At 70.8% G+C, this 13,243-nt stretch carries 13 protein-coding genes and 1 pseudogene; 8 read left to right on the top strand and 6 right to left on the bottom strand.

The features are described 5' to 3' along the window. Positions 1–56: 56 nt before the first annotated feature. The 3 genes from AB3K78_RS12760 to AB3K78_RS12750 are packed head-to-tail and all read right to left on the bottom strand — an operon-like array spanning position 57 to position 2,871. Positions 57–323, bottom strand: coding sequence for a hypothetical protein (locus AB3K78_RS12760; RefSeq protein WP_416443800.1), 267 nt, complete (start codon positions 321–323; stop codon positions 57–59). Beyond that, a complete protein-coding gene (locus AB3K78_RS12755; RefSeq protein ID WP_416443798.1) occupies positions 314–1,045 on the bottom strand; it encodes a glycosyltransferase in 732 nt (243 codons plus the stop codon). The genes AB3K78_RS12760 and AB3K78_RS12755 overlap by 10 nt, the downstream gene beginning before the upstream one ends. Next, complete coding sequence (locus AB3K78_RS12750) at positions 1,042–2,871, bottom strand: methyltransferase (protein ID WP_416443796.1); 1,830 nt, start codon at positions 2,869–2,871, stop codon at positions 1,042–1,044. Before AB3K78_RS12750 ends, AB3K78_RS12755 begins: the two co-directional genes overlap by 4 nt. A gap of 133 nt (positions 2,872–3,004) precedes the next feature. On the opposite strand from AB3K78_RS12750, the gene glf reads away from it, so the two are divergent. The 5 genes and pseudogenes from glf (at position 3,005) to AB3K78_RS12725 (ending at position 7,461) form a co-directional block, all read left to right on the top strand. Further along, positions 3,005–4,147, top strand: a complete 1,143-nt coding sequence (gene glf, locus AB3K78_RS12745) for a UDP-galactopyranose mutase (RefSeq protein WP_416443794.1) — start codon at positions 3,005–3,007, stop codon at positions 4,145–4,147. Positions 4,148–4,198: 51 nt separating this feature from the next. After that, positions 4,199–4,888: pseudogene (locus AB3K78_RS12740) on the top strand (aminotransferase class I/II-fold pyridoxal phosphate-dependent enzyme); the annotation flags it as partial. 67 nt (positions 4,889–4,955) lie between these two features. Beyond that, a complete protein-coding gene (locus AB3K78_RS12735) occupies positions 4,956–5,555 on the top strand; it encodes an aminotransferase class I/II-fold pyridoxal phosphate-dependent enzyme (RefSeq protein WP_416447355.1) in 600 nt (199 codons plus the stop codon). Next, positions 5,552–6,985, top strand: coding sequence for an amino acid permease (locus tag AB3K78_RS12730; RefSeq protein WP_416447354.1), 1,434 nt, complete (start codon positions 5,552–5,554; stop codon positions 6,983–6,985). The genes AB3K78_RS12735 and AB3K78_RS12730 overlap by 4 nt, the downstream gene beginning before the upstream one ends. 2 nt (positions 6,986–6,987) lie before the next feature. Then, a complete protein-coding gene (locus AB3K78_RS12725) occupies positions 6,988–7,461 on the top strand; it encodes an Lrp/AsnC family transcriptional regulator (RefSeq protein WP_416443792.1) in 474 nt (157 codons plus the stop codon). A gap of 51 nt (positions 7,462–7,512) precedes the next feature. Here the strand turns inward: AB3K78_RS12725 and AB3K78_RS12720 are convergent, their stop codons facing one another. The 3 genes from AB3K78_RS12720 to AB3K78_RS12710 all read right to left on the bottom strand — a co-directional run bounded on the left by AB3K78_RS12720 (position 7,513) and on the right by AB3K78_RS12710 (position 11,336). After that, a complete protein-coding gene (locus AB3K78_RS12720; protein WP_416443790.1) occupies positions 7,513–9,423 on the bottom strand; it encodes a glycosyltransferase in 1,911 nt (636 codons plus the stop codon). A gap of 144 nt (positions 9,424–9,567) precedes the next feature. Then, entirely contained in the window at positions 9,568–9,942 is a 375-nt protein-coding gene (locus AB3K78_RS12715) for a hypothetical protein (RefSeq protein WP_416443788.1), read from the bottom strand. Then, on the bottom strand, positions 9,939–11,336 hold the full coding sequence (locus AB3K78_RS12710) for an O-antigen ligase family protein (protein ID WP_416443786.1): 1,398 nt from the start codon (positions 11,334–11,336) through the stop codon (positions 9,939–9,941). The genes AB3K78_RS12715 and AB3K78_RS12710 overlap by 4 nt, the downstream gene beginning before the upstream one ends. A gap of 57 nt (positions 11,337–11,393) precedes the next feature. Here AB3K78_RS12710 and manA point away from each other — a divergent pair, with 57 nt between their 5' ends. The 3 genes from manA to AB3K78_RS12695 all read left to right on the top strand — a co-directional run bounded on the left by manA (position 11,394) and on the right by AB3K78_RS12695 (position 13,130). Continuing rightward, the gene (manA, locus tag AB3K78_RS12705) at positions 11,394–12,419 is read left to right on the top strand and encodes a mannose-6-phosphate isomerase, class I (protein ID WP_416443784.1); all 1,026 of its coding nucleotides are present in this window, start codon (positions 11,394–11,396) and stop codon (positions 12,417–12,419) included. Then, positions 12,419–12,712 carry a hypothetical protein gene (locus tag AB3K78_RS12700; RefSeq protein ID WP_416443782.1) on the top strand — a complete coding sequence of 98 codons (294 nt, stop codon included), beginning with the start codon at positions 12,419–12,421 and terminating at the stop codon, positions 12,710–12,712. The genes manA and AB3K78_RS12700 overlap by 1 nt, the downstream gene beginning before the upstream one ends. A 106-nt stretch (positions 12,713–12,818) precedes the next feature. Further along, positions 12,819–13,130: a WhiB family transcriptional regulator gene (locus AB3K78_RS12695; RefSeq protein ID WP_416443780.1), complete on the top strand. Its 312-nt coding sequence runs from the start codon at positions 12,819–12,821 to the stop codon at positions 13,128–13,130. Positions 13,131–13,243: the final 113 nt, after the last annotated feature.

Here is a 13,243-nt window from a genome sequence, read left to right as displayed (position 1 = left end):
CCGAGCCTAGTGCGCGAGGAGTCTCTTTGGGGAGCCGGGCCGCGTCGAATGGCGCCTCACCGCCGGTACCGCGGATCGTTCGGGAAGCGCGGCTTCGGGTCGAACTTGCGTGCCGCCTTGAGCGCGCGGAACATGCGCTTGCGCACGGGCTTCGCGACGTTCCCCTCCCGCATCTCGCGGAACAACCGGAGATAGTAGAGGCCGTAGGAGAGCCGGCCCTCGTTGCGCAGCCGGTACGAGGCCTGATTGCGCGCGCCCTTCTCGAACTTCCAGACGTTGCTCTCGTCGACCTCGCGGTAGTTCACGCCGGCGTTCACCCCCATGTCGTGCACGACCTCGCTCTCGAGCGCGATGATGCCGGGCCCGAACTCGCGCTCGAGCCGCTTCGTGTACTCCTTGTCGTCGAACCAGATGAAGTACTCGCCGAGCGGCAGCCCTGTTCCTCGATGGCCCAGCGGGGCACGAGCACGGAGACGAAGGTGCACTCCACGATCAGCAGGGACTTCGCTCCCGCCAGGTACGCGCGCGGCCAGTCCCAGGTGGTGATGGGGTTGTTCATCTCGCACAGCGAGCCGTCGATGTACTTGACGAGCGAGCACGCGAAGGGCACTTCGCGCCCGAGCATGCGCGACGCCGTGTCGCGCTGCTCCAGCAGGATCTCGAGCGCGTTCGGATCCGGGTAGCAGTCGTCGTCCATGATCCAGACGTAGTCGGCCCCCAGGTTGACCCCGTGCGCCATGCCGTGCTCGAAACCGCCGGCACCGCCCAGGTTCTCGTCGAGGTGCAGCACGACCAGCTGGGGGTCGTCGAGCCCGTCGAGGTACTCGCGGGTCCCGTCCGTGGACGCGTTGTTCACCACGACGACCCACTCGCAGCCGTGGGTCTGAGCGCGCACCGTCTCGAGGGTCTTCGGGAGCTTCGCCAGGCGGTTGAACGTGACGATGACCGCGGCGACGCGAGCGTGCGAGCCTGCAGCCGAGAGCGGATCCCCGACGACGGGGATCGGGTGCGTGCCCGGATGGAACTCGGATTCGGATTCGCTCATTCTCCTGCTTTCGGATCGGTGCGGTCGGCATCGCCTTGCGTCGATGCGCGTGCGAGGTGCTCCGGAGCGCCCGGGGTGAGGCGCTGCTCGGCCAGGTCGAGCAGCTCGGCGACGCGGAGGCTGTCGCGTCGATACTCGTCGAGCTCGTTCTCGAGCTCTCGCACGCGCTCGGTGAGCGCCTCCAGCTCGGCGCGGGTACCGGTCGGGCGTGCGCGCATCGCGAGCCGCTTCAGTCGTTGCTTCATGGAGATCTCCTTGCGGGGGAGCGGGGCGGTGGTGAGCGTGAATCGGACGCCGTACGGGCGGCGATCCTGCTCGCCGGGCTCGACCTCGATGGCCTCGATCTCGGTGCCGAGGCCGAACGCCTTGGCCTCGCGGGCGAGGTCGATCGTGCTGAGGTGCCAGGTGGTCGGGTCGCCGAACGAGACGTCGGGGGCGTGCTCTCCGTAGACCGTCGCGAGCGCGGTGCCGCCCGAGCGGAGCGCCATGCGGATCAACCGGAGCGCATTGGCCCGTGCGAGGTGGCCGAGCTGCTCGAGCAGGTGGTTCGCGACGACGTCGACTGGCCCCTCGACCCCGAGGCGGCGGAAGACGTCGAGCGACAGGGTCCGGTAGAGGTTCAGGTGCGCGACCTCGAACCCGGATCCCGCGGGAACCGAGGAGGCGCGGGAACGGGCCAGTGCGAGCGCCGCGGTCGAATAGTCGGTCGCGACGATCCGGGGCCCGTGCGCTCCGGCGAGTTCCTGGGCGAGCCGGGCGCTGAGCGCGCCCGTTCCCGCGCCGAGCTCGAGCAGCGCGGGGGCGGAGAGCGTATCGCGCTGGCCGGTGATCCAGTCGGCGCCGGACGCCCAGCGCGCGTCGGGGTCCGGCTCGAGCGCGGCGTCGCCGTAGAACTCGTTCCAGAAGTCGCGCTTGAAATGGTAGGAGCCGAACCAGCTCTGGAAGCGTCGCGAGGTGCTGCGCGGGGTGCCCAGGTGGTAGCCCGGGATCGGCGTGCGCCAGTTCTCGTCGTAGTTGATGACGAGCCAGGCGTCGGGATCCGCCGGGGCCGGGAACTCGCGGCCGGCGATCGTGACCGTTCCGAATGGCAGCATCTGGTCCTCGCGCAGCGGTCCCCGCACGTGGAACGGCTGATTGATGTTGCCGTCCTCGGTGAAGAACGCGGTGAAGACGTCGACGTAGTGGTCGACCGAGCCCGAATCGCTGCGGAAGTAGAGCTGCATGTGCGTGGCGCTGTGGCGCACGAGCTCGTAGCCGAGCCGCTGCAGGCGGTGGCCGACCTCGAATCCTTCGCGGGCGACGTCGGCGGGGTTCGTCAGGGTCGACAGATAGGCGACGTCGGCGTCGTCATCGTGCGGCAGCAGCGCGCCCTCCCGGACCCCTCCGAGGAGGGTGCCGCCGACGACGAAGGGGCGCAGGCCCATGTCGGTGAGGTGCGCGACGACCTCCGCGGTGCGGTCGAGGATCCGCTCCTGCACGCCGGTGTTCCCGGCTTCGAGGGTCTTGCCCAGCCGGCCCCACTTGTTGATCGCCAGCGGGATCCCCTCGGCGTCGACGACCCGCGTCGGGTTCGGGTCGTCGGTGAAGGCGACCGAAGACCGGCCGAGCTCCTCGCCGTCGCCCGACCGGCGCAGCACCACCTCGGTCGAGCCGGTGAGGTAGGGCTGCAGGACCGGGGGCCACGGAAGCGCTCGCGTCGGCGCCTCCTCGCGATCGAGGAGGTCGATGGACCACACGCGCTGCTCGCCGAAGCAGATGTCGACGGAGCGCACGTCGTCCGTGAGGTCGGGGAGGCTCAGGCCGCGAGGCGTCGCAGTGAAGGGCATGTTCTCGAGTGCAGTCGTTTCCGCGCCGTTCGGCCGGCGCTCCCGAAGAGTTTACGCGCTCCCCGGCGGCCCGGGGCCGATCGGGCGGGAGCGGCGCAGGAAACCGCGTCTTTCCGCCGGTATGCTGGGCGGCATGGATCTCCTTGTCGTCGGTTCCGGTTTCTTCGGCCTCACCATCGCGGAACGCGCCGCGAACGAACTCGGGAAGAAGGTCGTCGTCATCGACCGCCGCTCCCACATCGGCGGCAACGCCTATTCCGAGGCGGAGCCCGAGACGGGCATCGAGGTGCACCGCTACGGCGCGCACCTCTTCCACACTTCCAACGAGACGGTGTGGGAGTACGTGAACCGCTTCACGACCTTCACGAACTACGTGCACAAGGTCTACTCCAACTACCAGGGCGAGGTCTACCCGCTGCCCATCAACCTCGGCACCATCAACCAGTTCTTCCGCTCGGCCTACGGTCCGGGCGAGGCGCGCAAGGTCATCGCCGAGCAGGCCGGCGAGTTCGACACCAAGAGCGCCAGGAACCTGGAGGAGAAGGGCATCTCGCTCATCGGCCGCCCCCTCTACGAGGCGTTCATCCGCGACTACACCGCGAAGCAGTGGCAGACGCCCACCACCGAGCTCCCCGCCGAGGTGATCAGCCGCCTCCCGGTGCGCTACACCTACGACAACCGCTACTTCAACGACACCCACGAGGGGCTGCCGACCGACGGCTACACCGCGTGGCTCGAGCGCATGGCCGACCACCCCAACATCGAGGTGCGGCTGAACACCGACTTCTTCGACGAGTCGCAGCCGCTCAACAAGAAGGCCATGGTCGGCACGGTCCCCATCGTCTACACGGGACCCGTCGACCGCTACTTCGACTACGCGGAGGGCGAGCTCGGCTGGCGCACGCTGGACTTCGAGCAGGAGGTGCTCGAGGTCGGCGACTTCCAGGGCACCAGCGTCATGAACTACGCCGGATCCGACGTGCCCTACACGCGCATCCACGAGTTCCGCCACTTCCACCCGGAGCGCGACTACCCGACCGACAAGACCGTCATCATGCGCGAGTACTCGCGCTTCGCGAACCGCGACGACGAGCCCTACTACCCGGTGAACACGCCCGCCGACCGCGAGCGCCTGCTCAAGTACCGCGAGCTCGCCGAGCAGCAGGACCGCGTCATCTTCGGCGGACGCCTCGGCACCTACCAGTACCTCGACATGCACATGGCCATCGGCTCGGCCCTGTCGGTGTTCAGCAACAAGGTCGCCGGACTGCTCTGAGGCCGGGCTGCGCCCGGCGCCGCACCCGGCGCCGTCTTTCGGGTGCGGCGAATGGCGGGTCCCGATACCGGGACCCGCCATTCGCCGCACCCGGAGGAGCCGCACCCGGAGGATGCGAGGGCGCGGCGCCGGACGGCTGGTCAATGCGACCAGCCGAATCGCGATCCGGTCGGTCAGACTGTGCGCGATGTACAGCGCATCCGCGTCCGTTTGTCCAGTCGGCTCCGCGCTGACTACAGTGGCGTGACTGTCGAAGACGACACCACACGCAAGGATGCACCGACGATGACTCTTCCCACCCGACCCGACCTCGACGCGGTCCCCGCCTACCGGCAGGGCCGACCGGCTCCGGCCGGGGCGTCGAAGCTCTCCTCCAACGAATTCCCGCACCCGCCGCTGCCCTCGGTCGTCGCGGCCGTGCAACGGGAACTCGGCTCCATCCACCGCTACCCGCGGATGAGCGCCCCCGACGTGATCGGCCGCCTCGCGGCGCGCTACGGCGTGGATCCTGCGCTCGTGACGGTCGGGGCCGGATCGGTCGAGCTCGCCGCCCAGCTCATCGGCGCGGTCGCGGGCACGGGCGACGAGGTGATCTTCGCGTGGCGCTCGTTCGAGGCGTACCCCTCGCTCGTGCGGATCGCCGGTGCGACCCCCGTCGAGGTCCCGCTCGACGCCGACCACCGGCACGACCTGGACGCCATGCTCGCTGCGATCACGCCGCGCACCCGGCTCGTCTTCGTCTGCAACCCGAACAACCCGACCGGCACCGTCGTCGGGGCGGCGGAAGCTCGAGCGCTTCGTCGACGCCGTGCCGCGCGACGTGCTCGTCGTGATCGACGAGGCCTACGTGCACTTCGACCGTTCGGCGTACTTCGCCGGTCCCGGTCGCGGCGCAGGCATCGAACTGCACCGGCGCTACCCGCACGTCGCGGTGCTGCACACCTTCTCGAAGGCGTACGGGCTGGCGGGCCTCCGCATCGGGTACGCCATCGCCCCGGCCGAGATCGCCGACGCGCAACGCAAGGTGGCGGTGCCGTTCGGCGTGACCGAGCTCGCCCAGGCCGCGGCGGTCGCCTCGCTCGACGCGGAGGCGGAGCTCGCGGAGCGGATCGCCGAGGTCGTCGCCGAGCGCGACCGCATGCGCGAGGCACTGGTCGCAGCGGGCTGGCCCGCGGTGGCTTCGGAGGCCAACTTCGTGTGGGTGCCCGCGGGCGGCCGCACCGCCGAGCTCGACGAACTGCTGCACGCCGGCGGGGTCGTCGCCCGCGCCTTCGCGGACGAGGGCGTGCGGGTGTCGGCGGGGAATGCCGAGGACGTGGACCGGGTCACCGCGGCGCTCGCCGCCGCACGCGGCCGGGGTGCCGTTCCGGCCGACGCCGCGACCGAGGCCGAGGGGGTGCTCGCATGACCGAGGTGCCCACCATCACCACCACGACGAAGGGCCTGCAGCCCGGGCTCACCCGCCGACAGATCTCGATGATGGGCCTCGGCGGCGCGATCGGCGCCGGCCTGTTCGTCGGCTCCGGCCAGGCGATCGGCATCGCCGGACCCGCGGTCATCATCTCCTATCTGGTGGCCGGCACCCTCGTCGTGCTCGTCATGGCCATGCTCGCCGAGATGGTCGCGGCCAACCCGAGCTCCGGCGCGTTCAGCTCCTACGCGCAGAAGGCGATGGGGCGCAGCGTCGGCAGCGCGGTCGGCTGGCTGTACTGGATCCAGCTCGTCGTCGTGATCGCGGCCGAGGCGACGGGCGCCGCGGGCATCGTCGCGCACCGTTTCCCCGGGCTGCCCGACTGGGTCTGGGTGCTCGTGTTCGTGGTCGCGCTCACGGCGGTCAACCTGCTCGGAGTGCGCAACTACGGCCGCTTCGAGTTCTGGTTCGCGACGATCAAGGTGGCGGCTATCATCGCGTTCCTGGTGGTCGGCGTCCTCGCCATCGTCGGTCTGATCCCCGGTACTCCGGCCGCGGGCGTGGGCAACCTCGTCGAGCACGGCGGGTTCGCGCCCACCGGGATCACCGGCATCGCGGGCGCGCTGCTCATCGTCGTCTTCGCCTTCGGCGGCACCGAGGTCGTCGCGATCGCGGCGGCCGAATCGGACGACCCGGCCCGCAACATCCGGCGGATCGTGCGCGAGGTCATGGTCCGCATCCTGGTGTTCTACGTGGGGTCGATCTTCGTGATCGTCGCCGTGCTGCCCTGGAACGACGCCGCGGTGCTCGCCGGTCCCTTCTCGGCCGTCCTCGACACCCTCCGGATCCCGGGCGTCGGCCTCGTGATGGACCTCATCGTGATCGTCGCGCTGCTGTCGGCGATGAACGCGAACATCTACGGCGCCTCGCGCATGATCTTCTCGCTCAGCGAGCGCGGGCTCGCCCCGTTCGTCCTCATGCGCACGAGCGAGCGCGGTGTCCCGCGCTTCGCGGTGCTGGCGTCGGTGGCCTTCGGATTCGTCACGGTGATCCTCAACTGGATCTGGCCCGAGCAGGTGCTGCCCGCACTGCTCAACGTGGTGGGATCGACGTTGCTCGTGATGTGGGCGGCGACGGCGCTGGCCCAGATGATCCTGCGCCGTCGGGCGGATGCCGCCGGCACGGCGCTGCCGATGCGGATGTGGGGCTTCCCGTGGCTCTCCGGAGCCGCGCTCGTGCTGCTCGCCGGTATCATCGTGCTCGCGATGTTCAACGAGGGGGCTCGGACCCAGCTGCTGCTGACGCTCGGACTCACCCTGGCGCTGCTGCTCGTGGCACGACTCACCCGTGGCCTGTCGCGGCCCGGTGTGGTGCGGCGCGAGGACGCTCGTGCCGACGACGCCGGAGCGCGAACCACGGAGGAGTGACGATGCGGATCGACGAGCTCGACGCGGCCCTGATCCGGCTGCTCACCGATTCGCCCCAGCTGCCCGTGCTGGAGTGCGCGCGGCGGCTCGGCGTCGCCCGGGGCACCGTGATCAGCCGGCTGGCCCGCCTGCACGAGCACGGCGTCATCGAGGGCATCGTGCCGCGCATCGATCCGCGCGGCCTCGGATACGCGCTGACCGCGTTCTGCCAGGTCGAGATCGATCAGAAGATCGGGCACGACAAGGTCGCGGCTGCGCTCGCGGGAGCGATCCCCGAGATCGTCGACATGCACACGGTCACCGGCATCGCCGACATGCAGTTGCGCGTGGTCGCGCACGACGCCGACCAGCTGCAGGGCGTGCTGGACCGGATCGCGCTCGTGCCAGGCGTCGCTCGGACCGCGTCGTCGATCGCGCTGCGCACGCACTTCTCGAGCCGGGTGCTGCCGCTCGTGGAGCACGCCGTCGGCGAATGACCCGGGAGGGCCCGTGGCCGGATCTGCCACGGGCCCTCCCGGGCCCCGGTGCTAGCGGCCCTCGAAGGTCTTGCGCCACTCCTCGACCGAGACGAGATCGGGCAGCGCCGCGCGGTACTCCGCCGCGAGGCGATCCCAGTTGCGCGAGATCTCGCGAGTGAGCGCGCGGCTCTCCTTGAGCAGGCGGCGGAACTTCGCGCGGTCGTGCCGGTACCAGGCCTTGCCCGCGCCGTCGGCGGTCCCGACGATGACGCTGTGGTGCCCGGGCACCCGCCACCAGTTCGCGTCGCGCTTCGCATACTCCAGCTCCGGCGCGGGCGCGTTGCGCTCGTCGCCGTTCCTGAGCCAGTGCTTCGGCGTCGCCTTGAGCGTGAAGAGCGCCAGTCGGAGCCCGGCGGGGTAGCTGCTCTCGCCGAGCTCGGGGAGCGCCCGGCCGCCGCGCGCGACGGGGGTCTCCGGGTCGCCGGAGCGGTACACCCGGGTCTCGGGGAACTCGGCCGCGATGCTGCGCGCGCGCGGCATCGCCTTGCCGATATCGGCGTGCAGGCCGGCGGGCCCGTCGAGCACCGAGCGCAGCGCGTCGACCGCCAGCTGCACGGCGTAGTACTGCATGTTGAGCAGCTTCTTGAGGTCCTGGCGCCCGCTGTTCTGGAGCATGCGCCCGCCGCGCGGCTCGTGCGAGTGCAGCAGGCCGGCGATGATGCGGTTCCGCGTGTGGAAGAACGCCTGCCAGTCCTGCGTGTCGTCCTTGTCGAGCCAGGACACGTGCCAGAGCGCGACGCCGGGCAGCGAGACGGTGCGGAAGCCGTGCTCGCGGGCCCGCAGGCCGTACTCGGCGTCGTCCCACTTGATGAACACGGGGAGCGACAGGCCGACCTCGGCGATCACGCGCTTCGGGATCAGGCACATCCACCAGCCGTTGTAGTCGGAGTCGAGCCGCGCGTGCATCCACGGGGTCTGCCGCAGATTGCTCGTGCGGAAGTCGTGCCGGCTCTGCTCGGGGAACGAGGGGCCCCACATGAACGGCCCGGGGCGCACGACCTCTGCCCAGGCGTGCAGCACCGGCTTGTCGAGCAGGTCGAACATGTGCCCGCCGACGATGGTGGGCTCCCGACTGAAGCGCCCGAACTGCAGCGCGCGCAGCGCGCTCTCGGTCTCGAACTCCACGTCGTCGTCGAGCAGGAGGAGGAAATCGGAATCAGGACGGTCCAGGGTCTCGGCCATCGCGCGGGAGAACCCGCCCGATCCGCCGAGGTTGCCCTGCTCGATCACCGCGAGCGCCGCGCCGAGGCGCTCCGCGACCGCGTCGAAGCCGGGCTCGTCGCGCACCTTGCGGGTGCCCTGGTCGACGAGGAAGATCCGGTCGATCACGTCGACGAGCGCCGGGTTGCCCGCGATGTTCTCGAGCGTCGCGACGCAGTAGTCGGGCTTGTTGAACGTCGTCATGCCGAGGCTCAGCCGTCCGGTCGCGGTGGGCTCCGCCCCGGTGCTCCAGTCGCCGCCGTCGAGCGTCACGTCGGACTCGCCCGCGATGAGGTCGAACCAGTACCAGCCGCCGTCCCCGAAGTGGGTGAGGGGCAGCTCGAAGCGGAGCTCCGTCGTCTCGTCGGGGCTCGCGAACTCGCGGGCGTCGACCCGCTGCTGCGCGCCCCCGGCGTTCGTGCGGTAGACGATGGCGGTGCCCGCGCCTCGCAGGCGCAGGGAGAGCGCGACCGAGTCGACCACGGTCCAGCGCTGCCAGTAGGCGGCGGGGAAGGCGTTGAAATAGGTGCCGTAGGAGACGCGCTGACCGCTGCGGACCCGTGCGCTGTCGCGGGACAGCACGTCGTCGATGTGCGCGACCGAGCTCAGCCGCACCGGTTCCCCGTCGATGGACGACCAGGTCTCGGGGTCCGTGTAGAGCGGGAGGACGTCGGGGTCCCGGTTCTCGGGGAAGACGATGTGCTGCAGGGTGGTGGGCATCGGGGGAGTACGCGACCTTTCGGGTTCGTCCATCGTCGCGGACGGGCCGCGACGATACGGCATCGTACCGTGCCGAGATTACCGTTCGGGTTTCGGCGGTCGAACCGGCCGACCCAGCATCGTCGCGCCTCGTCCGGCAGCGGGTCAGACGTCTGCGGGTCGGCGGTCGAGCTCGAGGCCCGCGGCGCACTCCCAGACGGCGATCGTGAGCTCCGGGCAGAGCCGGGCGACCTCGCGCATGAGTTCGAACTCGACGCGGTCGGCATTGCGCCGGTGGATCGCGGCGTCCGGTCCGGAGCCGCGCGACGCGAGTCGGGCCAGCGCGAACTCGGCGAGGCGTCCCTGCTCTTCGAGGAGTTCGTCGCGTACGGCGCGGACCACGAGCACGTCGATGCTGGGCAGGGTCTCGATCGATTCCGCGGGGTCCTCGCCCATGCGTCCGCGCTGTTCGAGCAGGGCGTCCCGCTCGATCCTGGCGTCCTCCCGGAGCGCCGGGAGGCGCTCCTGGACGGGGATCATCGGGAGGCTCGATCCGCGCGCGGCGGGGTCGCACCCGGAGTCTCCCGGGGGATGGGCACGCGTCGCCAGGGGAGCTTCGCCGGTTCGGTGTCGGGCGAGGGCAGACGGAAGTCGACGCGGGACTTGACCGCGAGGATCACGAGCAGCAGCCAGCCGTTCTCGACGAGGATCCTGCTCTCGGTGAGGGACTGCACCAGCAGGGCGATCATCATGAGGAAGGGCCAGAGCGCGCTGGTCGCGTAGGGGAGTGCGGCGCCGGGGCCGCGGCGCGGCTGGTCGACGGCTCGGAACCAGGTGCGGAGCAGGGTGAGCACGACGAGCGGCGCGAACACCAGCACGCCGAGCAGGCCGAGCTGGAACCAGACGTCGAGCCAGGCGTTGTGCGCGCTCGGGACGGGCAGCCCGACCTTCGTATCGAGGCTCGCGAACGGCTCGATCCAGGTCGGCCAGTAGCTGACCCAGCCCCAGCCGAGCCAGGGGTGCTGCGATCCGTGCTCGATGACCTTCTGCCAGATCTCGATGCGCCCGGTCAGATCGGAGCTCTTGCCGAACAGGCCGAAGACCGTGTCGCGGGCGAACACCACCGAGAGCACCCCGGCGAGGGCAAGGCCGAGGCCGGTGAGGTAGACGGGCACGCGGCCCTCGGGCCCGCGGCGACGGGCCCAGAGCGCGAAGGCGAGCGCCGCGGCGACCGCGATGAACGCCACCCACACGGTGGCGCTCCGGGTGAGCACGATGCTGAGGAACGCGAGGGCGACCCAGAACCAGCCGGCGACGGGCCGCACCAGGCCCGCGCGGAGCTGGATCCCGAAGGCGATGAGGGCGAGGAGCGCGAGGAACCCGAACAGCACCGAGCTGCCGAGGAGGCCCTGGATCGGACCGCCCGAGAACAGCAGATCGCGGCTCCACCAGGTGAGCTTCGAGTACCTGCCGTCGGGGCCCGGTTCGATCCACCAGGGCACGACCGGATGCCGCACGAAGACGGACACCCACAGCTCGAAGAGGATCGAGAGCCCGATCAGCCAGCGGAACGCCGACGCGAGGGTGCGCAGCAGCTCGTGCCAACTGAGCACGAACGCGAGACCGACCGCGACGGCGGTGGTCGCGAGCTGCACGGCGACGCCGATCGCCGACCAGGCGGGGTACTGGGACCACGCGATCGAGAGCAGGGCGACACCCAGGAACCAGTAGAGCGGGGCCGGCAGGCGGTACCAGCGGAAGTCGGCGGGGCGCAGCCGCACGAACAGCACGATGCTGACCACCACGATCGCGCCGGCGATCGCGAAGTACGCGGGGATTCCGACGAGGTTCCGCACCGCGTTGCCGCCGAAGGTGAAGAGGAAGACGGCGATCGCGTGGGCGCTCACCCCGAGCCTGGTCTTCGTCTCTGCCACAGACGGTATGGTAAGCCATGCCCGCTGCCAGGACCCTATTCGTCGGAGGCGACGCACGTGCTGATCTTCATCCGGAACACCCCGCGCAACTACGCCTGGGGTTCCCGAGACGCACTGCCGGAGCTGCTCGGGACGCCGCCGACCGGTGAGCCGCAGGCCGAACTCTGGCTCGGTGCGCACCCGGGCAGCCCGGCGTCCGTGGCGAAGGCGACGCCGGTCGCGCACACCCTCATCGATCTGATCGCGAGCGATCCCGCGCGCTACGGCGTCGACGGCGACCGCCTTCCGTTCCTGCTCAAAGTGCTCGCCATCGGCGCGCCGCTCTCGCTGCAGGTGCATCCCGATGCGGCCCAGGCGGCGGCCGGGTTCGCGGCGGAGGAGGCCGCGGGGATCCCGCTGGATGCCCCGGAGCGCAACTACGGCGACCCGGGCCACAAGCCCGAGCTGCTCGTCGCCCTCGGCGAGGTGACCGCGCTGAGCGGCTTCCGCCCGCTCGCCGACGCCCGCGACGATTTCCACGCGCTCGCCGCTGCGGCCGGCGGGTCCGGCACCGCCGCCGGTCGGGCGCTCGCCGGTCTCGCCGAGCACTGCGTCGCCGTCGGCGAGGGGGATCCCGCGGCCGAGAGCGCTCGCCGACGCGCCGCATTCCTCGCCTGGGCGTTCAGCGGTGCGCCCGAGGTGGATGCGGCCGGACAGGCGCTCGCCGATGTCGTGCGGGGCAGCTCGGCGGCGATCGAGGGGGTCGACGCCCATCGCCTCGCCGCGCTGCGGGGCCTCGTCGCCGCGCACGCCGGCGATCCGGGCGTGCTGGTCTCGGTGTTGCTCCACCTGGTGCGTCTCGCGCCGGGCGAGGCGATCTACCTCGGCGCCGGGCAGCTGCACGCCTACCTGAACGGGATCGCCGTCGAGGTCATGGCGGCGTCCGACAACGTGCTTCGGGCGGGTCTCACGCAGAAGCACGTCGACATCGCCGAGCTCACCCGCATCGTCGACCTCGGCGAGCTGGACGAGCCGCGCTGCGTGGCCGAGCAGCCGGCGCAGGGGTGCGATCGTGGGAGCCGGACATTCCGGACTTCCGGCTGATGCGCGTGCGACTGCGGGAGCCCGAGGAGCCGGGGCTGCCCCTCGGCGACGCGACGGATCGCGCGGTGATCGAGGCGCCGTTCCCGCTCGTGCTGATCGCGACCGAGGGCCGGGCCAGGGTCGAGCGTCCGGAGGCGGATCTCGCGGAGGTCGCGAACCTGCGCAGGGGGCAGTCCTTGTACGTCTCCGCGGGCGACCCGATCGAGCTGACGGGGACCGGCGAGGTGTTCCTCGCGACGGTCGGGCGGGGCTGGTCGGGACGCGGCGCGAGCGTGTCGCGGACCCTCAAGTAACACTTGAGGGTTTAGACTCTTCGGCTTGACTTCGATGAATTACACCGGTGTAATGATTCGAGGCGTCGGTTGACGCGACGGTTTTCGGGAAGGGAGAGAAGTGCAGATGTCTGATCCCTCCTCCGCCTCGGTCCCGGGTAACTGGTTCGTCGATCCCGTCTTCCTCGGGGTCCCCGGCGTTCGGCCCTCCGAGGACGAGACCCTCGCCTGGCAGGCGGACGCGCTCTGCGCCCAGACCGATCCCGAGGCGTTCTTCCCCGAGAAGGGCGGATCGACCCGCGAGGCCAAGCGGATCTGCGAGAGCTGCGAAGTGCGTTCCGAGTGCCTCGACTACGCGCTCGCCAACGACGAGCGCTTCGGTATCTGGGGCGGGCTCTCCGAGCGTGAGCGCCGCCGCCTCCGCCGCGAAGCCATCTAACGCGCCTTCGGTCGCCGGCCGTGGCCACCGGCTGTTCGCCGCACCGCGAGAGCGGATCCTTCCCCGGTCCCTGTGAGCTCGCCGCTCCCCGGCATGGCGGATCGTCGCGGGGC

The organism is Leucobacter sp. HNU, assembly GCF_047946755.1.
In the GTDB taxonomy this organism is placed as follows: Bacteria; Actinomycetota; Actinomycetes; order Actinomycetales; family Microbacteriaceae; genus Leucobacter.
This window is presented reverse-complemented; position numbering and strand designations above follow the sequence as displayed.

Coding starts and splice junctions, on each gene's coding strand:
- AB3K78_RS12760 (WP_416443800.1), bottom strand. CDS start 323: ATGGGGGTGAACGCCGGCGTGAACTACCGCGAGGTCGACGAGAGCAAC.
- AB3K78_RS12755 (WP_416443798.1), bottom strand. CDS start 1,045: ATGAGCGAATCCGAATCCGAGTTCCATCCGGGCACGCACCCGATCCCC.
- AB3K78_RS12750 (WP_416443796.1), bottom strand. CDS start 2,871: ATGCCCTTCACTGCGACGCCTCGCGGCCTGAGCCTCCCCGACCTCACG.
- glf (WP_416443794.1), top strand. CDS start 3,005: ATGGATCTCCTTGTCGTCGGTTCCGGTTTCTTCGGCCTCACCATCGCG.
- AB3K78_RS12730 (WP_416447354.1), top strand. CDS start 5,552: ATGACCGAGGTGCCCACCATCACCACCACGACGAAGGGCCTGCAGCCC.
- AB3K78_RS12725 (WP_416443792.1), top strand. CDS start 6,988: ATGCGGATCGACGAGCTCGACGCGGCCCTGATCCGGCTGCTCACCGAT.
- AB3K78_RS12720 (WP_416443790.1), bottom strand. CDS start 9,423: ATGCCCACCACCCTGCAGCACATCGTCTTCCCCGAGAACCGGGACCCC.
- AB3K78_RS12715 (WP_416443788.1), bottom strand. CDS start 9,942: ATGATCCCCGTCCAGGAGCGCCTCCCGGCGCTCCGGGAGGACGCCAGG.
- AB3K78_RS12700 (WP_416443782.1), top strand. CDS start 12,419: ATGCGCGTGCGACTGCGGGAGCCCGAGGAGCCGGGGCTGCCCCTCGGC.
- AB3K78_RS12695 (WP_416443780.1), top strand. CDS start 12,819: ATGTCTGATCCCTCCTCCGCCTCGGTCCCGGGTAACTGGTTCGTCGAT.